Below are 21,068 nucleotides of genomic sequence, written 5' to 3' on the forward strand. Positions count from 1 at the left end.
ACGCCCCTCGCAACGGCTTTATGTATTGCCCGTGACCAGCAGAAGAAACTGTATCACATATCCGGTGACTGTTCTCACGATGGTGGAGATCACGTCAAGATTGAGTCCGAGCTGGCTGCCGAGCATCGGAAGCAGGAGGAGGACCCCGATCAGGATCAGCAGCCCATAAGGTTCCAGCCGGGCGAGGGGGGCTGCCAGGACGTTCGGCAACAGACCAACCGCGACCCGTCCGCCATCCAGCGGCGGGATCGGCAGCATGTTGAACACCGCGAGAATGACATTGATGATAAGCGCGTTCTGCAGGTTGTCGGCGACCCACTGGGCGCCGTTGGCCGGGACCAGGCCGAGCCCGTGAAATGCCAATGCCGCGGCCAGCGCCAGCAGGATGTTGGTGGCGGGGCCGGCGAGCGCCACCCAGACCATGTCGATGCGGGGATGGCTCAGGTTGCGGAAATTCACCGGTACCGGCTTTGCGTAGCCGAACAGGAACGGCGCGTGCGACAGCAGCAGGATTCCCGGCAACATTACGGTGCCGAAGGGATCGATATGTTTCAGCGGATTGAAGCTGACGCGGCCGAGCTGCCAGGCGGTGTTGTCCCCCAGCCGGTGCGCGACAAATCCGTGCGCGGCTTCGTGAAAGGTGATCGCGATGACGAGCGGCAGCACCCAGACCGACAGCGTGTAGAGTGAAATGCCCGACAATCGGCGGCCTCGTGCGGTTCGACGGATACGACCCATACCATAGGTCGCCGCGGCGATGACAGAGGGTTAGCGCGCGGCGAGGCCTGCGGGAACAGTCCTTTCGGGCTCGCGAAAGCCTGTCCCGCACATTCGTCAGCCCGACTTCGGGAAGGAAACATGATCGCATGCCGTCTGGCTTACCCACTATGCATCTTTCAGATAGTAGTTGGCGCGTTTGCCGAGCGCGATGCGGCGCAGGATTCGCCGCATCGTCATCGAGCCGCGCAACGGCCTGACCGCCGCCGTGCCCGCGCGATAGAACGCCAGCTTGGCCGCATCGAACGCGGGCTGCATGCCCGGAGACTTCTGTGGCCAGCCGAGACCGCGCAGCATCGAATTGAAAAAATGCAAGTCGTTGAGGCGGCGCACCTCGCGCGTCTTCCAGGTGATGGCCATCGAGATCGAGTGCGACCCGGCGGTGCGCACCCAATGCGGCCACTGGTAAGGCACGAAGCAGCCGTCGCCGCCGAACATGTGGAATTCGATGCCGCGCGGCGCGAAGCTCGCGTCGAATTTCAGATTGCGATGTTTCGTCATCGAATGCTCGATCTCGCGTTCCGAGACGAGACTGCGGTCGCTGTTGTCGTAGATCGTGAAGAATTTTTCACCGTGGATCTGAACGAAAAAATTGTCTTCGCTGTCGAGATGGAATGGCGTGGTCGAATTCGGCGAGGAGACAAATAGGAAACCCTCGATCTGCTCGAATCCGGCGTCGCGCAGGCTGTCGAAGCCGCGGGCGCGTGCGACCGAAAGCAGCGCATCCTCGATCAGGCGGCGATACTCCGGCGAGTTCTCCACGCGCTTCAACACCATCCAGGCGCCGGCGGTCTCGATCCGCTTCACCACCTCGATCGGATCGAGGTCGATCGCGGGAATCGCATCGGGGTCCTGGCTGATCGCCACCTTGCCGGAATTGTACTCGATCAGGTCGCGCGGCAGCTCGGCAGCCAGTTGCGCGATGCGCGGCAGCGTCAGCAGCCGATGTCCCGCAAGAGCGTGCCGGATCGCGAACGGCTTGAGCGGGAAGTCGCGTTGCAGCGCATCGTTGGCCGCAGTGATGACCGGCGCCGGTTCGGAGACGCTCATGTGTTTCTTTCCTGACGCTTCCGGATGACATGGAGGGCGCGGCGCGCGGACGAGCGCATCTGTCCGCGCAGCGCTATCGCCGCCTTTGCGAGCGGAACGACGTAGCTGCGGCGGCGCAGCGGGAGCAGCACATCGCCGATCGCAAGCCGGCCGCGCCAGATCGGATCGATCATCGGATGACCCGGATGCGCCGTGGAATCCGCCAGCGCGATCGCCGGGTCGGCGCAGAGATGACGGGTGAGGTCGAGCGTCAACTGCACGCCGGGTGAAAACTTCGCGAATTTTTCGTCGACGCCCAGCTTGAAATAGAACGCGCGATCCTGATGGCGCAACACGATGGCTGCGGCCACCGGCGTCGTGCCCGCGCGCAGCGTCACGATCTCACACTGTTCGCGCTCGGCCAGCGCCGGGCTTGCGCGGCGGATGAAGGCCGCGTCCCCGTCGTGCTGGAGCAACGCGGTGCCCCGTTTCCCTTTCCAGCCGCTGGCTTCCAGTTCAAGGAACGTTTCGAGCGCCGGCACGACATCGTCGGGCGCACGCGCGACCTGAAACGAGACCTCGCCTTGCTCCGCAAGGCGATTGCGCTGCCGGCGCAACTCCTTCAGCTTCTTGACGCCGAGCGCGTCGCGCAGCAGGTCGTCGGCGTCCTGCGTCGCGTCGAGGCAGGCTCGCACATGGGTCTCCAGTATATGCGGCCTGATGCCGTCGTGGTCCAGCGCCACAGTGAGCGCTTTCATGGCGGCGCCGTCGAGCGCGACGTTGCGCAGGATCAGCGCGTGCCGGCCCATGGCGCGAGCCTTGTGCAGCAGCGTGGCCGCGGCTTCATTTGCAACGTCACGATCGAGCAGCGGAGTGCTCAGCGTTCCATAGGGATCGGCGCTGACCAGAACGGCGAGCGGAATCCGGTAGGCTCTCCAGGCGGAGATGACCGGAATCAGGCCGATGAGCGCGCCGGCGTCGGGGTCGGCGGACACCTCAGCGCGCGCCGTCAGCGCGGATGCATTGGTGCGGTCACGCGCCGTTGCGTCGAGAGGCAACTCCCAGTCGGCGAGATTGTAGGCGTTCGGCTCGACCGCGCGGTCGGCAAGGCTTCGCCATTGGTCGATGTTGATCGATGCGAGTGCTGCGGTATCGCAGCGTGATGCGGTTCGGGCCGGGCGCACCGCGAACCCTCGCGTCGACGAGCGGCGCACAGGAGCCCAATTGACGATATCGGCCATATGTCCCCAATCCCAACGTACGACGGATTGCGAGGTCACGCGCGGCAGCGCCGTGACCTTGCTTCCGGCAGACGTTATGGGAAACATTCGAAGATAACCTTGGCGCCGACGCCTAATATACGCCTCCGTATTTACCGGGCATTTACCGTAGCCGGGACCCGGCGGGCGGGCGACGGGGCGGCACGATCGTTTGCGGGGGGCTCGCGTCCCACTCTGCTGTCTCCGAAAAGCGGGAGCATTCCCGCCAACGCGATGGCATGGTCCAATCGTGGTGGAGCACGTCAAAGCAGGCGTCCCACGATCAAATTATTTTTGGTTCGCTCAATGGTTTGCGATCCGGAGTTGCCTTAATATCGCAGCCAGCCCGGCGTCTTTTCAGAGTGTCCACACTGAGCAACGGCCATCGCACCGCGACAATGGCAATTGAGGGGAAGGCCATGAAGCTGGCCGCATTTGCGTTCACGGTCGGGGTTGCGATGACCACGGCCGTGGTGTCTGTGACACCGGCCGATGCCCAGATGGGCGGCGGCCATCATCGGCGCGGCGATAGCGGCGATCAGAAGTCGCCGGCCAAGAAACCTAAGGTGGACGAGAGGGCCTACAACGAGGCGCTCAAGACGATCCCCGATTCCAAGGAGAAATTTGACCCCTGGGGGAGTCTCGGCGTTTCATCCGCAGAAAAGAAGCCGAAGTAGCGGTGTTTCCGCGGATACCGGCAGGGAGGAGTTTCGATGAGGGTTCTACGCGCATCCATGCTGATGACGGCACTGCTGTCGGGACCGGCTTTTGCCCAGTCGCCGCATATCAATATGCTCACCGACGGGCCCGGCAAGACACAGGAAGAAATCGAGAAACAACAGGCTATCGAAAAAGCATACAAGGATACGTTGCGGAAGATCCCCGATGCCGCAGTGTCCAACGATCCCTGGGGCGGCGTGCGTAACGAGGGTCAGCCCAAAGCCAGCGCCAAAAACAAGGCCAAGCCAAAGTTAGGGGCTGCAGGCGGTACGGCGAACTAACGCACTTCTTGATTACGCTGAATCAATCCGTGCTCCGGCGTCATCCGTCAAAACATGGAAGTTTTCGGATAAGATCATGCTCTATCAGAAGCATAGATCAGAATCCGATCAACCCAGTTGAAATTAGAATCGAGCGCTTTTGCGCTTCGGGGTTTCCGTGAATATCGCCGAAACAACAACGCCACCTGAGCGGAATATGATCGCCAGGTGACGTTGTGCCTAGACTGGGCAGTGCAATCCCCCAGCCCACTATGAGTCGTTCCACCGTGCGGAAGGTTCAGTCTGATCCGGCCGAGAACAAATGAAACGTTCCAAGTTTGCCGAAGACAGAGCTACTGCGCGTGGGTCCAGATCGCGTAGGGGACTTCCCGGCCGGTGGTCCTGTCGAGCTTCACGCCGACGTCCAGAACGTTGCCGTCGGGGGAGCGGATCTCATAGGCCCAGGTGAGTCCGCCGCTGACGAGATTGATCTCGTCGGTCGTCAGGTTGCGGATGCCTGTGATCGGTTGGGTCATGTCGGTCTCCCGTCGGTGCGGCGGGAAGGGTTTCCCGCAAATCTCCCGAACGGGTGTAACGACCCGCGCGCGGCCGCGGCGTGATCCGGATCACATAGCCATTTCTGATTCTGTGCGATCTCTCCTTCAGCTTCGCCGTCAGGGTGATTCTGAAAGTTTTGATTAAGTTTCTGCGCTCATTCTACGAAAACTTGTTTTGCGTACCGGGAGAAACATCATGCTGACCACCGAACCTGGATTGGCCCGGAATTTCCTCAATATCGCGTTCGCCGGCTTGGGCGTGCTCGTCACGGTTCTGATCGGGGTGGCGCTAAGCTGAAGCGCCCCTCAAGATATTTCACGGGCCGGATAAAGCGGATGAGGATAATGTGGGGTGCGGCTTCCCGCCTGCATCCCGTTCTAGAATATGGAATAAATCACGGTCATGATCTGGATCGATTCGATCCAGATCATTCTGATCCAGGGGCGTAAGACCGTTGTCCCGCCGCCTCGATCGACCGGAGCGACCGACGTGGGTAACAGCAGCGGCTTGGACAAGGGACTGCTGGCCCTGATCCAGAACGTTTTGGGTGCCCGCCACAACGCGCCGCCTCAGCCCGACGACGATCCGCACGCCACGCCCGAATCGCCCGAGGCCGAAATTCCGGAGCCGGCGGAAGCGGGTGACCCGGCCGCCGACGCCGCCATGCCGTCGGATCAACCAGCGGAGAGCCACGACCGCCGTAAAACCGCGGACGAACTGGCCGATATCATCCTGAAGGCGCTGCGAACGCTCGACGGCGCGCCGGCCAGCGGGTTCGTGGTGACCGTCTACGGTGCAAACCCGTGGAACGCGATGCTGACCATCAAACCGGAGGCCGGCCCGATCGCCGATCCAGCCCTGTGGCGTGGACGCGTCCGGGACATGGCTGCGCGGTTACGTCAGGATTTCGATCTGGCGGAGACGTAACGGACGAACGGAGCAGGGCGGGGTCCGAACAGTGGCGGGCACGTCGGTTAGGGTCGCGACCAATATCCATCGATCGCGTGGGCCAGGAAAATGCTGACGCTCATTATTCCAAAGACGGCGGTAATCATTTCCAGCATCGTACTCATCCTGTTACCCAGCGACTGCCAGCAAAATCAAATCGCGTTGCACAGTCAAAAGGATTCTAAATACGCCTCCGACTCCCTTCCGTGCTGATGATTCCGGGCAACACCTGCTGGCTGCTGGCGACAGCGAAGGTGGCAAACAGCACGCGGACCGGACCGGTCGATCCGAAGTCCTGACCATCAGGACAATTTGGCGAAACCCGCATGAGCCAGCGGCAGAGCAGGGCCTTCCGCTTCCCGACCGGGCTTGCCGGTCGGCCAGTACGCGCAAGAGCAACCGGTCTTGCGGGCGCTTAACGGCTCGACTGCCGAGACTCCGTGGTTCACCCGCGCGGCCGCGCTGGCTGCACTGTCTGCGGGAGCCTGTGCGCCGACGGTCCCGCCCTCACTTGCCCGCCTAAACCTTGTCCGGGACGAGATACCCGTCCCGGATGGAGGCCAGGCAGGTCCGCCCTGTGAAGCTGGTTGCTGCCGTTCACCTGCTTCGGATTCCGGCTCACCAGCCGGATGTCGTTGGCGAAGTCGCGCTTGAGATAGATGGCCAATTCGTGCCCGATCTGTCCGGAGGCGCCGAGAATTGTTTGCATCCAGCCCTCCTCCTTCGCGCGTAACGCGCCGCTTCGCCTGGGATCGGAAAGTGGGAATACCTTACATAATCTGCAGCCGGACCTACGTAACCAAGGCGATGGCGCGATTGTCGAAACAATAAGAGAAGCGGTGCCGACAAATGCGTTTTGTGTTCCCTCACAGTCATGCCTTCCGGAGAGGTCGCCTCACTGTCGATGACGACGGCAAGGCAGGGCCGGAATGCCTGGTCGAGTTTGGCGATGGCGTCACCGTCATCGCGGAATGGCAAGCCAATGGCGATGGCGTCCGCCTTTCCGTCCCCGACTATCGCACCGCAAAGGGCACGCTCGTGACAGCGCGGATCTGGCGGCTCGCCCGAGACAAGGACGGCCTGTGGCGGTCGGAACGCCTGTCGTGACTGCCGAAAGGAGAACCTTCACTTGACCAGACGCATTCTCCATGTGGTCACGAACGTGTCCCATTATGCCGATCCGGGTGAGCCGACAGGTCTGTGGTTGTCTGAACTGACGCACGCCTACGATATTTTCGCGGACGAGGGATACGAGCAACGCATTGTCAGCCCCAGGGGAGGGAAGTCGCCGCTCGAACCGCGCGCGCTCAAATGGCCGCTGCTTGATGCGTCGGCGATGGCGTGGCTGAACAGCCCTGCGCGCATGACGCTTCTGTCGGAGACGGCGCGGCCGGACGAAATCGACGCGAACCAGTTCGACGTGATCTATTTCACCGGCGGCCATGCGGTGATGTGGGATTTCCCGGACAATGCCGGATTGCAGCAACTGGCACGCGGAATCTGGGAGCGGGGCGGCATCGTGTCATCGGTCTGCCATGGCTATTGCGGCCTTCTCAACGTCGCTCTCAGCGACGGAGCGATGCTGGTGGCCGGCAAGCGCGTCACGGGCTTTGCGTGGTCGGAAGAGATTCTGGCAGGCGTCGCCGGCAGGGTGCCCTACAACGCCGAAGCCGAAATGAAACGACGCGGCGCGCGATACGAAAAGGCGCTTCTGCCGTTCCTGCCGTATGCCATAGCGGATGGACGTCTCGTGACCGGGCAGAATCCGTTCTCGGCCAAAGCCACGGCCAGGAAAATCGTGGCCATGCTGTAGGGACAACAGACAAAAGGAACGATGGGTCATGAAAACGAAACTGATTTCTACGGCGACACTCGTGCTCGCTGTCTCGACCGTCGCATGGCAGGCTGGCGCGGGTGGAGCGGGCAGCGCCAGTCGAGGCATATGCCGGCCTGACGCTGCCAAGGCGTTGACGGGTATGGCTCGGTTGACCGACAGGCAAGCCAAGAAAATGACTGGCGCAACCATCGTGCGCCAGATCTCACCCGGCCAGGGCGTGACCATGGACTATCGTCGCGAGCGGGTGACGATCGAAACAGACCCCAAAACGGGCAAGATCGTTCGCGCGTTTTGCGGCTAGGCGAAATCCATCCGTTCAGCAGGATGTGCCTGCCGGTCGCCGGCGGCCAGCGGCTTCTGGATCACGCGCGGTGACGTTGGCCCGGACCTATCGCGAACGAACCGAAAATGCACTGTGCGGGGTTTGTGTCGACGGAAACCGCTTTTATTTGCGGCAAACCGCGCCAGCCGCGGGTCGCCTCCTTGGAAAGAAAATGCAAGAACCCGCATGAACATTGATTGGCGAGCGGAGAGCGATGGAGCGGAGAACTGCGTTTACGCTATAGCCGCCCAAAATTGAGGAACGAGCGAATGGCCAGAATGGGGTGGCTTGTTGGCTTCCTTTAGCGACTCGATCGCGTGATGAGCACAAGATGCGTGTCGCCTCGCATCAGTTGATAATTTCGCCTCGTTCGTCTGAGCGCAGCGCGGTCAGTCGTTCTCTCCACACCTGTAGTGCTTCAGGCGTCAATCTGGTCCAATGCGTGATTTCGCCAATGACCTTGAGCGGTGCGCTGCTGCGATACGACCGAGTGGGGTTGCCGGGAAATTTCTTGTCGGTCACGTTCGGGTCGTTCTCGAATGTCCCGGTCGGCTCTACGACATAAATACGCGGGACTGCGCCGCGGTCGGTGAGTTCCGCCGCGATTTCAGCGGCAAGCCCGGCACCGTCCACAATGGCAGTGAAGTAGATGTGGTTCATCACCACCTCAGGACGATAGTTCGACCGGTATCCTGCGGTGAGGGAATCACCCACGCGCAAATCTGCGATTGTGCCGTGAAAGAACGGTCCCTCATCCAGCACTTCGGTCATTGGTCATCGTCCTTAGCTTGTGAGTCTGCTTATAGTCGTGAACTAAGCGATGCCACCGTCCGCGATGAGGTCGATTGCTGCCGTCGCTGATCTTCAAGACAGATACGCTATAGTCCTCCAAAATTGATGCAGAGGTTACTGACAAAGGGGGGAACGGAATGGCCCCTCCGGGTTATGAAGGTGGCGTAGATGCCGTTGGTCTTGTCTTAAAGGGTACAAGCGGATTGCGCCTGAGCGCCGATGTCATGACGGGGAGTTGTTCCAGGATGGCCGTCACCAGGATCGTTGCTAATCTCGCTGCGCCGGACCCGATGGCACTGGCGAAATTTTATCAGGAGGTTTTCGATCTCGACCTTCCTTTCGATATGGGATGGATCGTCTTTTTGAGCAGTGACACAACTCAGAAAATCGAATTGCACACCGCCTCTGAAGGAGGCTCTGGCACAGAGTTGCCTGTCATTTCCATCGGCGTGGACGATCTTGAGGCCACCGAGACCGCCGTTCGCGCCGCCGGTGCGGAAATAGTTTACGGCCCGGTCAAGGAGAGCTGGGGACTTCGCCGTTTCTTTTTCCGCGACCCTGCAGGAAATCTCGTGAATGTTGTCGACAACTGAGACCGTTACCCAAACAACATCGCGCGCTCGGCGGTTTTCAACGCCGTTTGGTGCGAATGCGTTGATCGGCGGCAATATCGCGCCATAGAGGACAATCGTTGGGGTTGGCGGAGCCGGAGGGATTCGAACCCTCGATAGGGCTTTACAACCCTATAACGGTTTAGCAAACCGCCGCCTTCAGCCACTCGGCCACAGCTCCGTCAATGCTCGATATGCCCGACACGCTCGCCAGCCGCAAGCGCCGGATCGTGAGATGTGTCCTTAGCACGCCATCATCCGAGACTTTCAACGATGGGCGCGCTGCTCGGGGAGTTCGTACGACGCAAAACGCCTGCCGAATCAGGACGTGCGACGCTCTCGATGATTCGTCGCGATCGGGGTGCCCGACGGCCAGGAGGTTCGCGAAGCGGCGGCGCCTGGTCGCGACCCCTCGAACGGAGCCTTTGAAAAAGATGTGACAAAGCAATGACTTGTCCGCCCGTTTGCAACGGGAAGGCGTGGTGTTTGTGCAACACACCGCCAAAAACGGTTAGACGCGTTCTATTCTGAGACGTTCCTTCATTGCGTGTGCACATCGGTTCGGTAATTGTGGTCACACGACGGAGGGGGGCATCCCGAGGTCGTTCCGTTTTTGGTGGTTCGCTGTTTTTGGGTAGTTCGCTTGAGTCCCTCGCGTAGGCGGGAGTGTCCGAACAAGCGCGAACGGCTGGGCGGTTAGTCAGGGACTGAGGGAACGTTTCTTCGAGCGATGCGCGCTTAACGGATCCGGAACCTGCCCTAAAGAGCAACTTGGAGGTTGAAATGAAATTGATGAAGAGCCTTTTCCTCAGCTCGGCGGCGGGTCTGATCGCCATGAGCGGGGCACAGGCTGCCGATCTTCCGTTGAAGGCCAAGGCGGTCGAATACGTGAAGATCTGCTCCCTGTACGGCGCGGGCTTCTACTACATCCCCGGCACTGATACCTGCATCAAGCTCGGCGGTTATATCCGCGCGGATATGGGCGTCAATACCAACTCGATCTTCGGCGGCAACACTTCAGGCGCCGCCGGCGCACAAAACCGTTTCAGCAATGCCTTTACCTGGCGGTCCCGCGCGGACCTGAACATCGATACCCGTACCGCCACCGAATACGGTGTGGTCCGCACCTACATGGATACGGTCTTCACCTGGACCTCGGGCGGTTATGCCGGTTCGTCCACCGGCTTGTCCACGTATGACGCTGCTCCGGCTGGAGCGAGCGGCAACGGCGCTGTCTCCGGCGGCCAGATCGGCGTGTACTACGCCTTCATCCAGTTCGCCGGCTTCACGATGGGTAAAGCTGCTTCGCAGTTCAGCACGCCATGGGGCAGCTACCCCGGCAACATCTACGACGGTCTCGTCGGCGGCGGCGGCGCGCTCACCGGCGTGAACCAGTTCACCTATACGGCGGAATTCGGCAATGGCGTGTCGGCATCGGTCGGCGTGCAGGATCCGAGCGCCTATTATCAGGCTGGTATCAACAACCTCGGCCCGAACGCGATTGCTCCCGTGGCGGCGGCAAACAACTTCGGTTACGGTGTCAACGCCTACGGCGGAACGACCGTTCCGGACGTCGTCGGCCAACTCCGCGTCGATCAGGCCTGGGGCTTGTTCCAGGCGTCGGTTGCGGCCCACAACAACAATCCCGCTTACTACGGCACCGATCAAACGACCGGTGGTCCCGGAGACAAGTGGGGTTGGGCCGGTCAGCTCGCCTTGCAGATCAAGAACATCCCGACCGGACCGGGTGACACGATCAACATCCAGGGCGTCTACACCAACGGTGCGACCCGTTACAACATTCAGGACCTGGGCCCTGCGGCGGGTGCCAACACGATCTATACCGGCGTAACCGGCGTTGGATATGGCTTTGCGCCAGATGCGGTGTATGGCCCGGGCGGCTCGCTTCAGCTCGTTTCGACCTGGGGTATGCGCGGTGCCTTCAACCACAACTGGAACCCGTACTGGGCCACGTCGGTTTTCGGCGCTTACGCATCGGTTAGGTACACCGGCGCTGCCAAGAACGTGATGTGCAACGTGACGATCCCTGTTGCCCTTGGTCCAAATGTCACCACTTGCAACCCCGATTACAACATCGGGCAGATCGGTGCGAACCTGCGCTGGACACCGGTCAAGAACCTGACGTTCACGACGGAAGGGGTTTATACCATGCTGGATCAGAAGTACGCCGGCACGGCTAACCTTGTCGCCAACCCGGCCATCGGCAAGCCGGGAGGTGTCTACGCCCTGAAGGACCAGGACATCTGGACCGTCATGTTCCGCGCTCAGCGCACCTGGTAATTACAGGTTACAGGTTGCTGAAGACATCCTGAACGAACCCCCGGCAGGAAACTGCCGGGGGTTTTGTTTATCGGCAAGGCGAAGGTTGTGACGCAATGCCGCTGAGCGACGATCGAAGCTTGATGCCATGATGGGCCCGCACTGGCGGGGCAGTCGTGCTGTCCTTAAGCTTGCGCGGCCTGGAGGCATCACAACCTCTTGAGGCTTGCTTGGCCGCAATAGTACTCTGTCAATCATCTTCCGTGATTCTCTTGGGAGCTTGCGAACAGCGGTGCGCAAGCTTCACTACTGGGCAACATAGAAGTTTCAAATGAAAATCATGAAGAGCCTTTTTCTTGGCTCGGCGGCAGGTCTCGTCATCATAAGCGGGACGCAGGCCGCTGATCTTCCGTTGAAGGCCAAGGCCGTCGAATACGTGAAGATATGCTCCCTGTACGGCGCGGGCTTCTACTACATTCCTGGCACTGACACCTGCATCAAGCTCGGCGGTTATGTACGTGCCGACATGGGCATCAACACCAACTTGATGTTTGCGGGTAATACCCTGGGCGCCCCGGCCGCGCGAAATCGTTTCGGCAACGCCTTCACCTGGCGGTCCCGCGCAGACCTGAACGTCGATACCCGTACCGCTACCGAATACGGCGTGGTCCGTACCTACATGGACACGGTCTTCACCTGGACCTCGGGCGGTTATGCCGGTGACGGTACTGGTGCGACTGTCTACAATTCGGCTCCGCCTGGAGCGAGCGGCAACGGTGCCGTCTCCGGCGGCCAGCTTGGCGTGTACTACGCCTTCATCCAGTTCGCCGGTTTCACGGTAGGTAGAGCTGCTTCCCAGTTCAGCACTCCGTGGGGAAACTATCTGGGCAACAACATCTTCGACGGTCTCGTCGGCGGCGGCGGCGGTATCATCGGCGTGAACCAGTTCACCTATACGGCCGAGTTCGGCAACGGGGTGTCAGGTTCGATCGGCGTGCAGGATCCGGTCCAGTACTACCAGGCTGGCATTCTGAACCTTGGCGTAGCGCCAAACGCCGCCTTCGGCACAGCCAACCTTGGCTACGGTGCGAATGATTATGGTGGGACCACCGCTCCTGACGTCGTCGGTCAACTTCGCGTCGATCAGGCCTGGGGCTCGTTCCAGGCGTCGGTTGCGGCCCACAACAACAATCCCGCCTACTATACCGATCAAGCAAGTGGCGGTCCGCGAGACAAGTGGGGTTGGGCCGGTCAGCTCGCTCTGTCAATTAAGAACCTTCCGACCGGTCCGGGCGACACGATCGACTTTCAGGGTGTCTATACCGACGGAGCGACCCGTTACAACATCCAGGATCTGGCCGCTGCGGCGGGTGTCAACACGATCTATACCGGCATAACCGGCATTGGATACGGCTTTGCGCCGGATGCGGTATTTGGCCCTGGCGGTCAGCTTGAGTTGGTCTCGACCTGGGGTATGCGCGGTGCCTTCAACCACAACTGGAACCCGTACTGGGCCACTTCCGTTTTCGGCGCTTACGCATCGGTCAGGTACACTGGTGCTGCCAAGAACATTATGTGCAATGTGACGATCCCTATTGCCCTCGGTGCAGGTGTCACCACCTGCAACCCGGATTACAACATCGGGCAGATCGGTGCGAACCTGCGCTGGACTCCGGTCAAGAACCTGACGTTCACGACGGAAGGGGTTTATACCATGCTGGATCAGAAGTATGCCGGCATGGCTATCCTTCCAGCCAACCCGGCCGTCGGCAAGCCGGCGGGTGTCTACGCCTTGAAGGACCAGGACACTTGGACCGTCATGTTCCGCGCGCAGCGCACCTGGTAATATCGGTCGTTGACCACGACACTGAACGAACCCTCGGGAGGAAACTGCCGGGGGTTTTGTTTTTCCGGCGAGGGGGGAATCAGTCGCGCGATCCGTTATACGATCAGCCCGCGTCGTTTCTTCAGATATCCCTGTGTTCCCCGTGACGAGCCATGTGACGGTACTGCCCGGCAAACACAGCGGGATATCTTCCAGCAAATTGCGGTGATCGCGAAGGCGACGCTGGCCGATTGAATGCTTTCGCAATATAAGTCCAGCAGACAAAGCGAGATATCAATGGGTAACAGTGAAATGCGCACGGCTAAACATAAGGTAGCGACTGACAGGTTTTCGCTTGCAGCCGTATGCGCCGGCGTTGCGGTCTCATTCCTTACCCTTGCTCCCTCAGTCGCGCAGGCTCGGGAATATCCATATTGCATCAAGGGCGAGTATTACGAGAGTGGCACCGGCGATTGCAGTTTCGACACCTACCAGCAATGCTTGGCGACAGCGTCTGGCCGCCGCGCCTATTGCGACGTGAATCCGTTCTATCGTTTCCCGGACGATGGCCCCGCCGCATATCCCGACATGCGACGTAATTTTCGGCGATAGTTCGGACGCGGTGACGGTGCACGAAGGCTCATCTCGCGCCGCGAATGCGAGTTAAAATAGCCGCGCGGAAAGACCCTGCATCTATTCGATTGAACCGCGGTGCAGGTCCGCCTCGATCTGCAACTTCGAGCCTCCGCCGAAGCGAGCGCGATAGACCTGCAGATTCTCCATGATGCGCTGCACGTAGTTGCGCGTCTCCGAGAACGGGATCAGTTCGACCCAGTCCACCGCATCGACGCCGGGATCACGGGGATCGCCGTAGCGCGCGATCCATTTTTTGACGCTGCCGCGTCCGGCGTTGTAAGCCGCGAACGTCAGGATGTACGAGCCGCGATAGTCTTCGAGCAGGCCGCCGAGTTCCGCCGCACCGAGTGCGGCGTTATAGGCAGGCTCGTTTTTCATGCGTTGAAGGTCGAAGCCGACGCCGTATTTCTTGCAGACATATCGTCCGGCATCCGGCGTCACCTGCATCAGGCCGTAGGCGTGGGCCGGCGACACCACCGACGGATTGAAGGCGCTTTCCTGCCGCGCGATCGCATAGACGATACTGCGCTCGATGTCCGGTCCGATCGGCCTGAACGACGGAATCCCACTGACGGGATAGGCATAGAAATCGAACGGCAGTCCGCGATTGAGCGCGGCCTTGCCGGCCAGCAGCATTGCCCTGGCGTCGCCCTGGCGCGCAGCGAGTTCGCCAAGTCCGAGCACGGCGTCCGGATCGCCGTTCTCGCCCATGTCGGCAAAGATCGGGAGTGCGAACTCGCCGTTGCCGATCGCATAAAGAAGCTGGACGGCGCGCACGACCTCCAACCGCTCGACACCGCGCGACCGGCTGCCGGGAACGCCGCGCAGTTCGATCTGCGGCAGTCCGAGTTTCGCGCGCGCAAGCTGGCCGTAGTAGCTGGTGGAGTGCTCGGCCGCCGCCGCGTAGGCGTGACGGGCTTCCTGGATGCGGCCTGCCGCCTCGGCGGCGCGGCCCTGCCAGTAGCCGGCTCGCGCCAACGCGGTCGGGTTGACGCTGCCGACGCCGATGCGGGCGAAATGTCGGGCGGCGGTGTTGGGGTCCTTCAGGAAACGCAGCGCGATCCAGCCGGCGGTGAACTCCTGCTCGGTCTTGTAGATATCCCGCGCAGGAAGCGCCGCATCGCGCGCAATAAGATATGCGGTGCGATACTCGCCGACGTCGATCATCTTGCGCGCAAGCAGCCGGCGCTCGATCCACCATTCATCGACGTTGTAAAGCCGGTTGGGATCTCGTGGCGCATTCAGCATCAGCCGCGCCGCTTCCCCAAACTTCTCCTCACGCCGCAGAAGCTGAATGCGGGCGAAGATATAGCCGGGATCGCCGTGCAGCTCGCGCGGAACGTTTTCAAGCAGCGCGCGCAAGCTGGACGATTTGCGGTCGGCGGCGATCCGCGCTCTTGCGAGGGCGACCTCGGCGCTTCCGAGTCGCTTTGCCGCGCGCAGCGCCGCATCGCTTTCGCGGCCGTAAAGCAGATAATCCATCCGTGCTTTCTGGTCGCCCGGCGTCAGCATTGCGCCGAATACCTCGAGTGCCTTTTCCTCGAGCGCTTCCGACATCGAATCGGTCCGCCATGCTTCGCGAACCAACTGCACGGCGTTGGCGCGGTCGCCGCGCGTGAGTAGGGCGCGCGCCAGCGCGAACCGTCCCTTGGCCGACAACGGTCGTTCGTTCTCGAACCAGGCCAGCACAGTGCGATCGTCGCGGCTGTCGTCCCACAGCGCAGCTTCCGCGCGCCGGCGCAGGAATGTCTGCGATGGCCAGCTTGGATTGGCTTCGATGAAGGCGCGATAGCGCTCGGTTGGCGCGCCGTTGTCTTCGCTGCGCAGGATGATCCATTCGGCGAGCTTGCGCGCCACCGGGTCCGTCATGCCGGCCTCGACCTGCGTGGCGTCGGACGTTCTGCGCTTGCGTGTCAGATCGATGATGTTCTGAAGCGCCTCGAGATCGGCGCGCGGCGTCGACGATGTCGCAGCCATCGCGGCCCTCGGAACGGGCGCGCGTTTCGGCGGCGGCGGGAGCACGGCGTGCTTGCGCGTGGCCGGTTGAATTGCCGGGGCTCGGGTGGCTTTGTCCTTGTCCGGAGTTGAAGTCTTGCCATGCGCGTGGCCAGCGGCTGTCTTCGGGGCGGTGACGGACTTCGGGGAGGCGTGGTGTGAAGCCGGCCGCGGCTTCGGCGCGGGAGTTTTGGTGGTCTTCTCGGTCTTCGGGGCCTTCTCGGCATTTGCGGCCTCGGTCACGAGTCCGGCCGCTGCCAACAGGCTCGCGCCGAGCACGGCCGTTCGCAACCTTGATGCACGGGCAGGCAATGTCACGGCAACCCCTCTCGGCAAATCACGCAGACCCTAAAAATCCCCTGACTATTTCATTGAATATGTGGACAAAACACTAAAATTCGGGTGGCTGACTTATATGCGCCCCAACAGCGGCAAAATCGCGGCTGTCTGGTTAGAGGCGCGGACCTTTCGTCGCGGCGTCAGACCCGATATGACTGAGGAAACATTGAATTGGCGCGGCGAAGTCGCGCAGCGTTTGGAGCGGATCATGGCAAGCAGGGCGAGATTCCAGGGGTCGTATACCGCCCTGGTGACGCCATTCAAGAACGGCTCCGTTGATGAAGCGGCTTTCCGCGGACTGGTGAGTTGGCAGATCGGCGAGGGCGTCCACGGGCTCGTGCCGGTCGGCACAACCGGTGAGAGCCCGACGCTGAGCCACGATGAACACCGCAAGGTTGTGGAATGGTGCGTCGACGAGGCGAAAGGCCGTGTTCCGGTGATTGCGGGCGCCGGCTCGAATTCGACCCGCGAGGCGGTCGACCTGGCTGTCCACGCCGAGAAGGCCGGAGCCGATGCGGTGCTGGTGGTGACGCCCTACTACAACAAGCCGACGCAGGAGGGCATGTATCATCACTACAAGGCGGTGAACGATGCGATCGGCATCCCGATCATCGTCTATAACATTCCGTCGCGCTCGGTCGTCGATCTCTCCGTGGAAACGATGACGCGGCTGTTCGAACTCAAGAACATCGCCGGCGTCAAGGACGCCACCGCCAACGTGGCGCGGGTTTCCCTGCAGCGCCGTGCGATGGGCCCCGACTTCATCCAGTTGTCGGGCGAAGACATGACGGCGCTCGCTTTCATGGCGGCGGGCGGACATGGCTGCATCTCGGTATCCGCCAATGTGGCGCCGAAGCTGTGTGCGAGCCTGATGTCGGCGGTACTGAGCGGCGACTATGCCGCCGGGCTCAAGATTCAGGATCGGCTGGTGCCTTTGCACGACGCCATTTTCAAGGAGCCGGGCGTCGCCGGAGCCAAGCACGGTCTCAAGCTGCTCGGCCGTCTCGATGAAATCGTGCGCCTGCCGCTGATGCCAGTGACGCCGGCGACCGGAAAGATCATTCGCGACGCCATGGTGCATGCGGGCTTGCTGAATTGAGCCCTGGTCTCTCACTTGGGTTGCCGCTGCTGCGCGCTGCCGCGAAATATCGGGGAGAATTGCGATGCTGAAGGAATTTCGCGAATTCGCGATGAAGGGAAATGTCGTCGATCTCGCTGTCGGCGTCATCATCGGCGCTGCGTTCGGAGCCATCGTCTCCTCGATGGTCGCCGACATCATCATGCCGATCATCGGCGCCGTCACGGGCGGCCTCGACTTCTCGAACCACTTCACGCCGCTGTCGAAGGCGGTGAACGCCACGACCCTCGCCGATGCCAGGAAACAGGGTGCGGTGCTGGCGTGGGGCAACTTCCTGACCCTGACGCTGAACTTCCTGATCGTCGCCTTCGTGCTGTTCATGGTCATCAAAGGCATGAACAAAATGAAGCGAAAGGACGAAGCAGCCTCCGCGGCGCCGCCAAAGCCGACCCGCGAGGAAGAATTGCTGACCGAGATCCGCGATCTACTGAAAGCGAAAAGATAAGGCGCGGGGTCTGGTGTGATGGATCGAAAGTTCTCTTCATTGTCGCGGCGATAAGCGACGAGTCTGACTTCAACGCACGTGAAACAGACTCTAGGATCGGGCGTCGCAGCCATTCCTTGAAAAGGCGACGTCCGGAGGTTTTCAGATATGGCCGAGAAGAACGAACGCGCTATCAAGGTCGTCGCTGAAAATCGCAAGGCGCGGTTCAACTATGCGATCGAGGACACCGTCGAGGCCGGCATTGCGCTGACCGGAACCGAGGTCAAGTCGATCCGCCACGGCAAGACCACGATCGCCGAATCCTACGCCGACTCGAAAAACGGCGAGATCTGGCTGATCAATGCCAACATCCCCGAATACCTGCAAGCCAACCGCTTCAATCACGAGCCGAAGCGACCGCGCAAGCTGCTGCTGCACAGGAAGCAGATCAACAAGCTGATGGGCGCGGTCGATCGCGAGGGCATGACTCTGATCCCGCTCAAGCTCTATTTCAACGAACGCGGACGGGCCAAGCTGCTGCTGGCGGTCGCCAAGGGCAAGAAGCTGCACGACAAGCGCGAGAGCGAGAAGAAGCGCGATTGGGGCCGCGAGAAAGGCCGGTTGCTGCGGGCGAGGGGATGAGAACACCCTTCATCGCCAACGATGCAGCGAAGCGATCGGGTTCGGACGGCTTCGTGATTCGCGACGAGACCGCGAACTTCGTGGAGAACCTCGCGATGAATCAGAAGAACCTATTCGAGGTCGACTGGAGCAAGATTCCGCCGCCGGTCGACGATGGCGCTGCGCGGCACTTGCCCGGAAGAACGATTCCGCCTCTCGATCTGATTGCAACCGACAATTCTTCGGTGAGGCCCTCGGCGTTGAAGGGTCGAACGGTTGTGTTTGCTTATCCGCGCACTGGCGAACCGGACAAGGTCAGTCCGGTCGATGACTGGGACATGATTCCGGGCGCGCGAGGCTGCACGCCGCAGGCTTGCGCGTTCCGCGATCTGTTCGCCGAGTTGATGGCGGCCGGCGCACGTCATGTGTTTGGTCTGTCGACTCAGGATCACGACTACCAGTGCGAAATGGCCGCGCGACTGCATCTGCCGTTCGCCGTGCTGTCTGACGAGAGGCTTTTGCTGACCCACGCGCTGGAATTGCCGACCATGGACGTCGCCGGCCTGACCCTGATCAGACGACTGACGCTGATCGTCGACGACGGCAGGATCAATCACGTATTCTATCCGGTATTCCCGCCCGACCGGAATGCGGGCGAGGTATTGGCGTGGCTGCGAGCGAATCCCGTTTCGCGATAGATGCGAACGAGAATCGCCTGCCTTGGTGGGTTTTGGCCCCAGCCGTTAAACTTTGATCGATCGATTCAAGGTTATTTCAGCTTTACCGTGATTTGCTCACGGCATGCGGATCAAACAGAAGCGCGCCACGCGGCGCATGCGACGCCGGCATCAACGGGCCTGGCTTGTGCTCGACTCGGTCGAGGGCAGATCGGAGTGCGAGGTCATGGACATCTCCAGCGACGGCGCGCGTCTCGTGATCGCCTCCGCCGGCCTCACCGTGCCAAAGCGTTTCGGCGTCGCCCTGGTCCCGAATTCGCCGCCGCGGGAGTGTGAACGCGTCTGGCGGAACGGCGAGATGATGGGCGTCCGTTTCACTGAGCCGCGGTAGGTTGCCGGCTATAGCGTTTTCGAGCGAAGCATGTCCTCGGGCTTGACCCGAGGATGGATACCGGTTCGCGTGAAGAAAACGCGTCAGATCAGGATCCTCTAATCATTCACCGTTTTCCTGAAACGGTGAATGATTAGAGGCCGGCGCGCACCCGCGCGAACACACTCTCGAACATTTCGGGCGTCAGCACGCGGGTGTTGGTGTTGTAACGGGAGCAGTGATAGCTGTCGTAAAGCCTGACGGCGCCGGCGTCATGCACGGCGCCATGCGCAAAGGGCGCGGCACTGGCGCGCAGCCCGAACCCCTTCACCACGGAATCGTGAGCGATGCGGCCGAGCGCGACAACCGCTCGTAGCCGGGGCATCGATGTCAGTGTGGCGTTAAGGAACGTGCGGCAGGTGTTGATCTCGGCCGGCAGCGGCTTGTTTTGCGGCGGGACGCAGCGCACCGCATTGCTGATGCGGCAATCGAGCAAGGTGAGGCCGTCGTCGGAACGGGCCCGGTAGTGACCCGCGGCAAAGCCGTATTTCAGCAACGTGGCATAGAGCAGGTCGCCGGCGTAATCGCCGGTGAAGGGTCGCCCGGTGCGGTTGGCGCCTTGCACGCCCGGCGCCAGGCCGACGATCAGCAGGGCCGCATCCGGGCTGCCGAAAGAGGGAACGGGGGCATTGAACCACTCCGGTTCGCGCGCCCGCACCGACAGGCGATAGTCGACCAGCCGCGGACAAAGCGGGCAATCGCGGCCGGGTTCTGCGTTTGCGGGGTTCGCGCCGGAGGGAGCAGGTTCGGCGCGCTGCGCGTCAGTCCTCGAAATCGTCGTCATCACCCCGATGCGCCATGGCGGTGGACCGCTGCAGGAATTGCGGCGCATGGTGGCGCGGTTCGCGAGCCGCCTGCCGCTCCGAGGGATCGCGCCCGAGTTTCGGCTGCAGGTCGACGAGATCGGTGAAAACGTCCGCCTGGCGGCGCAGTTCGTCGGCGATCATCGGCGGCTGGCTTGCGATCGTGGAGATGACGGTCACGCGCACGCCGCGGCGCTGCACCGCCTCGACCAGCGAGCGGAAGTCGCCGTCACCCGAGAACAGCACTATCTGGTCGACGTGTTCGGCAAGCTCCATCGCATCGACCGCAAGTTCGATGTCCATGTTGCCCTTGACCTTGCGGCGGCCGCTGGTGTCGACGAATTCCTTGGTGGCTTTCGTGACCACCGTGTATCCGTTGTAGTCGAGCCAGTCGATCAGCGGCCGTATCGAGGAGTATTCCTGGTCCTCGATGATGGCAGTGTAATAGAAGGCGCGAAGCAGCGTGCCCCTCGACTGGAATTCCTTCAGCAGGCGCTTGTAGTCGATGTCGAAGCCGAGCGTCTTGGCGGTTGCGTAAAGATTGGCGCCATCGATAAAGAGCGCGATCTTGTTGGAAGCGGGTGACATCAAGCGTTCTCGTGATCGTTGTTGGCGTTATTGGTGCGGCCGAGGCCAGCCACGCTTTCCAATGATGCAAATCGCATCCTGCGGATCAGACTTAAGCAAACAATAACGCAATGATGTGAGGCAAAGGCAGCGTAGGATACGATGAGGAAGCAATGAAGCGATTTCTTGTCCGATCAGGACTTATTCCGCTTCTTCGGAC

Annotated in this window: 24 protein-coding genes and 1 tRNA gene; 15 read left to right on the forward strand and 10 right to left on the reverse strand. The window is 61.3% G+C overall.

Annotated elements, in window-relative coordinates:
* Positions 1-18 precede the first annotated feature (18 nt).
* The 3 genes from ACS3WA_RS07110 to ACS3WA_RS07120 form a co-directional block, all read right to left on the reverse strand.
* Complete coding sequence (locus tag ACS3WA_RS07110; RefSeq protein WP_438277833.1) at positions 19-738, reverse strand: site-2 protease family protein; 720 nt, start codon at positions 736-738, stop codon at positions 19-21.
* Between the two features lie 147 nt (positions 739-885).
* On the reverse strand, positions 886-1,827 hold the full coding sequence (locus tag ACS3WA_RS07115; RefSeq protein WP_438277834.1) for a cupin-like domain-containing protein: 942 nt from the start codon (positions 1,825-1,827) through the stop codon (positions 886-888).
* Positions 1,824-3,047: a GNAT family N-acetyltransferase gene (locus ACS3WA_RS07120; protein ID WP_438278030.1), complete on the reverse strand. Its 1,224-nt coding sequence runs from the start codon at positions 3,045-3,047 to the stop codon at positions 1,824-1,826. Before ACS3WA_RS07120 ends, ACS3WA_RS07115 begins: the two co-directional genes overlap by 4 nt.
* 437 nt (positions 3,048-3,484) lie before the next feature.
* Here ACS3WA_RS07120 and ACS3WA_RS07125 point away from each other — a divergent pair, with 437 nt between their 5' ends.
* Together ACS3WA_RS07125 and ACS3WA_RS07130 are read left to right on the forward strand one after the other, a co-directional pair.
* A complete protein-coding gene (locus ACS3WA_RS07125) occupies positions 3,485-3,742 on the forward strand; it encodes a hypothetical protein (protein WP_438277835.1) in 258 nt (85 codons plus the stop codon).
* Positions 3,743-3,778: 36 nt separating this feature from the next.
* Positions 3,779-4,066, forward strand: a complete 288-nt coding sequence (locus ACS3WA_RS07130; protein WP_438277836.1) for a hypothetical protein — start codon at positions 3,779-3,781, stop codon at positions 4,064-4,066.
* 332 nt (positions 4,067-4,398) lie between these two features.
* On the opposite strand, the gene ACS3WA_RS07135 is transcribed toward ACS3WA_RS07130, so the two are convergent.
* On the reverse strand, positions 4,399-4,581 hold the full coding sequence (locus tag ACS3WA_RS07135) for a hypothetical protein (protein ID WP_438277837.1): 183 nt from the start codon (positions 4,579-4,581) through the stop codon (positions 4,399-4,401).
* A 511-nt stretch (positions 4,582-5,092) separates the two neighbouring features.
* Here ACS3WA_RS07135 and ACS3WA_RS07140 point away from each other — a divergent pair.
* Positions 5,093-5,530: a hypothetical protein gene (locus ACS3WA_RS07140; RefSeq protein ID WP_438277838.1), complete on the forward strand. Its 438-nt coding sequence runs from the start codon at positions 5,093-5,095 to the stop codon at positions 5,528-5,530.
* 466 nt (positions 5,531-5,996) lie between these two features.
* On the opposite strand, the gene ACS3WA_RS07145 is transcribed toward ACS3WA_RS07140, so the two are convergent.
* Entirely contained in the window at positions 5,997-6,260 is a 264-nt protein-coding gene (locus ACS3WA_RS07145) for a hypothetical protein (protein ID WP_438277839.1), read from the reverse strand.
* Positions 6,261-6,400: 140 nt separating this feature from the next.
* On the opposite strand from ACS3WA_RS07145, the gene ACS3WA_RS07150 reads away from it, so the two are divergent.
* From ACS3WA_RS07150 to ACS3WA_RS07160, 3 genes are read left to right on the forward strand one after another with little or no spacing between them, the layout of a single operon-like run.
* Positions 6,401-6,658, forward strand: a complete 258-nt coding sequence (locus ACS3WA_RS07150; protein ID WP_438277840.1) for a hypothetical protein — start codon at positions 6,401-6,403, stop codon at positions 6,656-6,658.
* Between the two features lie 22 nt (positions 6,659-6,680).
* A complete protein-coding gene (locus tag ACS3WA_RS07155; RefSeq protein ID WP_438277841.1) occupies positions 6,681-7,364 on the forward strand; it encodes a type 1 glutamine amidotransferase domain-containing protein in 684 nt (227 codons plus the stop codon).
* A 28-nt stretch (positions 7,365-7,392) separates the two neighbouring features.
* Positions 7,393-7,689 (forward strand): I78 family peptidase inhibitor, encoded by a 297-nt coding sequence (locus tag ACS3WA_RS07160; protein WP_438277842.1) that lies wholly within the window; start codon positions 7,393-7,395, stop codon positions 7,687-7,689.
* A gap of 369 nt (positions 7,690-8,058) precedes the next feature.
* On the opposite strand, the gene arr is transcribed toward ACS3WA_RS07160, so the two are convergent.
* Positions 8,059-8,481, reverse strand: a complete 423-nt coding sequence (gene arr, locus ACS3WA_RS07165) for an NAD(+)--rifampin ADP-ribosyltransferase (protein ID WP_438277843.1) — start codon at positions 8,479-8,481, stop codon at positions 8,059-8,061.
* 158 nt (positions 8,482-8,639) lie between these two features.
* Between arr and ACS3WA_RS07170 the strand changes: the two genes are divergently transcribed.
* A complete protein-coding gene (locus ACS3WA_RS07170; protein ID WP_438277844.1) occupies positions 8,640-9,095 on the forward strand; it encodes a VOC family protein in 456 nt (151 codons plus the stop codon).
* A gap of 105 nt (positions 9,096-9,200) precedes the next feature.
* On the opposite strand, the gene ACS3WA_RS07175 is transcribed toward ACS3WA_RS07170, so the two are convergent.
* Positions 9,201-9,294 (reverse strand) — tRNA-Ser (locus ACS3WA_RS07175).
* 602 nt (positions 9,295-9,896) lie between these two features.
* Between ACS3WA_RS07175 and ACS3WA_RS07180 the strand changes: the two genes are divergently transcribed.
* From ACS3WA_RS07180 to ACS3WA_RS07190, 3 genes are all read left to right on the forward strand, one after another.
* Positions 9,897-11,414 carry a porin gene (locus ACS3WA_RS07180; protein WP_438277845.1) on the forward strand — a complete coding sequence of 506 codons (1,518 nt, stop codon included), beginning with the start codon at positions 9,897-9,899 and terminating at the stop codon, positions 11,412-11,414.
* 310 nt (positions 11,415-11,724) lie between these two features.
* Positions 11,725-13,239, forward strand: coding sequence for a porin (locus ACS3WA_RS07185; RefSeq protein ID WP_438277846.1), 1,515 nt, complete (start codon positions 11,725-11,727; stop codon positions 13,237-13,239).
* Positions 13,240-13,530: 291 nt separating this feature from the next.
* Positions 13,531-13,830, forward strand: a complete 300-nt coding sequence (locus ACS3WA_RS07190) for a DUF3551 domain-containing protein (protein WP_438278031.1) — start codon at positions 13,531-13,533, stop codon at positions 13,828-13,830.
* Positions 13,831-13,911: 81 nt separating this feature from the next.
* Here the strand turns inward: ACS3WA_RS07190 and ACS3WA_RS07195 are convergent, their stop codons facing one another.
* On the reverse strand, positions 13,912-16,167 hold the full coding sequence (locus ACS3WA_RS07195) for a transglycosylase SLT domain-containing protein (RefSeq protein ID WP_438277847.1): 2,256 nt from the start codon (positions 16,165-16,167) through the stop codon (positions 13,912-13,914).
* Positions 16,168-16,396: 229 nt separating this feature from the next.
* On the opposite strand from ACS3WA_RS07195, the gene dapA reads away from it, so the two are divergent.
* The 5 genes from dapA (at position 16,397) to ACS3WA_RS07220 (ending at position 19,439) form a co-directional block, all read left to right on the forward strand.
* Entirely contained in the window at positions 16,397-17,287 is an 891-nt protein-coding gene (gene dapA, locus ACS3WA_RS07200) for a 4-hydroxy-tetrahydrodipicolinate synthase (RefSeq protein WP_438277848.1), read from the forward strand.
* A gap of 64 nt (positions 17,288-17,351) precedes the next feature.
* Positions 17,352-17,771 (forward strand): large conductance mechanosensitive channel protein MscL, encoded by a 420-nt coding sequence (gene mscL / locus ACS3WA_RS07205; protein ID WP_438277849.1) that lies wholly within the window; start codon positions 17,352-17,354, stop codon positions 17,769-17,771.
* A 147-nt stretch (positions 17,772-17,918) separates the two neighbouring features.
* Positions 17,919-18,392 (forward strand): SsrA-binding protein SmpB, encoded by a 474-nt coding sequence (gene smpB, locus ACS3WA_RS07210; RefSeq protein WP_438277850.1) that lies wholly within the window; start codon positions 17,919-17,921, stop codon positions 18,390-18,392.
* Between the two features lie 95 nt (positions 18,393-18,487).
* Positions 18,488-19,069 (forward strand): peroxiredoxin, encoded by a 582-nt coding sequence (locus tag ACS3WA_RS07215; RefSeq protein ID WP_438278032.1) that lies wholly within the window; start codon positions 18,488-18,490, stop codon positions 19,067-19,069.
* A gap of 205 nt (positions 19,070-19,274) precedes the next feature.
* Positions 19,275-19,439, forward strand: a complete 165-nt coding sequence (locus tag ACS3WA_RS07220) for a hypothetical protein (RefSeq protein WP_438277851.1) — start codon at positions 19,275-19,277, stop codon at positions 19,437-19,439.
* A 133-nt stretch (positions 19,440-19,572) separates the two neighbouring features.
* Here ACS3WA_RS07220 and ACS3WA_RS07225 read toward each other — a convergent pair whose 3' ends face one another.
* Both ACS3WA_RS07225 and ACS3WA_RS07230 read right to left on the reverse strand, forming a co-directional pair.
* On the reverse strand, positions 19,573-20,262 hold the full coding sequence (locus tag ACS3WA_RS07225; protein ID WP_438277852.1) for a uracil-DNA glycosylase: 690 nt from the start codon (positions 20,260-20,262) through the stop codon (positions 19,573-19,575).
* Positions 20,240-20,869, reverse strand: coding sequence for a LabA-like NYN domain-containing protein (locus tag ACS3WA_RS07230; protein WP_438277853.1), 630 nt, complete (start codon positions 20,867-20,869; stop codon positions 20,240-20,242). Before ACS3WA_RS07230 ends, ACS3WA_RS07225 begins: the two co-directional genes overlap by 23 nt.
* Positions 20,870-21,068: the final 199 nt, after the last annotated feature.

The sequence above is a fragment of the Nitrobacter sp. genome, assembly GCF_051535235.1.
Taxonomy (GTDB): domain Bacteria; phylum Pseudomonadota; class Alphaproteobacteria; order Rhizobiales; family Xanthobacteraceae; genus Nitrobacter.

Bases quoted from the DNA above. Each gene is read 5' to 3' on its own strand.
- ACS3WA_RS07110 (WP_438277833.1), bottom strand. From the start codon at position 738: ATGGGTCGTATCCGTCGAACCGCACGAGGCCGCCGATTGTCGGGCATT.
- ACS3WA_RS07115 (WP_438277834.1), bottom strand. From the start codon at position 1,827: ATGAGCGTCTCCGAACCGGCGCCGGTCATCACTGCGGCCAACGATGCG.
- ACS3WA_RS07120 (WP_438278030.1), bottom strand. From the start codon at position 3,047: ATGGCCGATATCGTCAATTGGGCTCCTGTGCGCCGCTCGTCGACGCGA.
- ACS3WA_RS07125 (WP_438277835.1), top strand. From the start codon at position 3,485: ATGAAGCTGGCCGCATTTGCGTTCACGGTCGGGGTTGCGATGACCACG.
- ACS3WA_RS07130 (WP_438277836.1), top strand. From the start codon at position 3,779: ATGAGGGTTCTACGCGCATCCATGCTGATGACGGCACTGCTGTCGGGA.
- ACS3WA_RS07135 (WP_438277837.1), bottom strand. From the start codon at position 4,581: ATGACCCAACCGATCACAGGCATCCGCAACCTGACGACCGACGAGATC.
- ACS3WA_RS07145 (WP_438277839.1), bottom strand. From the start codon at position 6,260: ATGCAAACAATTCTCGGCGCCTCCGGACAGATCGGGCACGAATTGGCC.
- ACS3WA_RS07150 (WP_438277840.1), top strand. From the start codon at position 6,401: ATGCGTTTTGTGTTCCCTCACAGTCATGCCTTCCGGAGAGGTCGCCTC.
- ACS3WA_RS07160 (WP_438277842.1), top strand. From the start codon at position 7,393: ATGAAAACGAAACTGATTTCTACGGCGACACTCGTGCTCGCTGTCTCG.
- arr (WP_438277843.1), bottom strand. From the start codon at position 8,481: ATGACCGAAGTGCTGGATGAGGGACCGTTCTTTCACGGCACAATCGCA.
- ACS3WA_RS07170 (WP_438277844.1), top strand. From the start codon at position 8,640: ATGGCCCCTCCGGGTTATGAAGGTGGCGTAGATGCCGTTGGTCTTGTC.
- ACS3WA_RS07180 (WP_438277845.1), top strand. From the start codon at position 9,897: ATGAAATTGATGAAGAGCCTTTTCCTCAGCTCGGCGGCGGGTCTGATC.
- ACS3WA_RS07185 (WP_438277846.1), top strand. From the start codon at position 11,725: ATGAAAATCATGAAGAGCCTTTTTCTTGGCTCGGCGGCAGGTCTCGTC.
- ACS3WA_RS07190 (WP_438278031.1), top strand. From the start codon at position 13,531: ATGCGCACGGCTAAACATAAGGTAGCGACTGACAGGTTTTCGCTTGCA.
- dapA (WP_438277848.1), top strand. From the start codon at position 16,397: ATGGCAAGCAGGGCGAGATTCCAGGGGTCGTATACCGCCCTGGTGACG.
- mscL (WP_438277849.1), top strand. From the start codon at position 17,352: ATGCTGAAGGAATTTCGCGAATTCGCGATGAAGGGAAATGTCGTCGAT.
- smpB (WP_438277850.1), top strand. From the start codon at position 17,919: ATGGCCGAGAAGAACGAACGCGCTATCAAGGTCGTCGCTGAAAATCGC.
- ACS3WA_RS07215 (WP_438278032.1), top strand. From the start codon at position 18,488: ATGAATCAGAAGAACCTATTCGAGGTCGACTGGAGCAAGATTCCGCCG.
- ACS3WA_RS07220 (WP_438277851.1), top strand. From the start codon at position 19,275: ATGGACATCTCCAGCGACGGCGCGCGTCTCGTGATCGCCTCCGCCGGC.
- ACS3WA_RS07225 (WP_438277852.1), bottom strand. From the start codon at position 20,262: ATGACGACGATTTCGAGGACTGACGCGCAGCGCGCCGAACCTGCTCCC.
- ACS3WA_RS07230 (WP_438277853.1), bottom strand. From the start codon at position 20,869: ATGTCACCCGCTTCCAACAAGATCGCGCTCTTTATCGATGGCGCCAAT.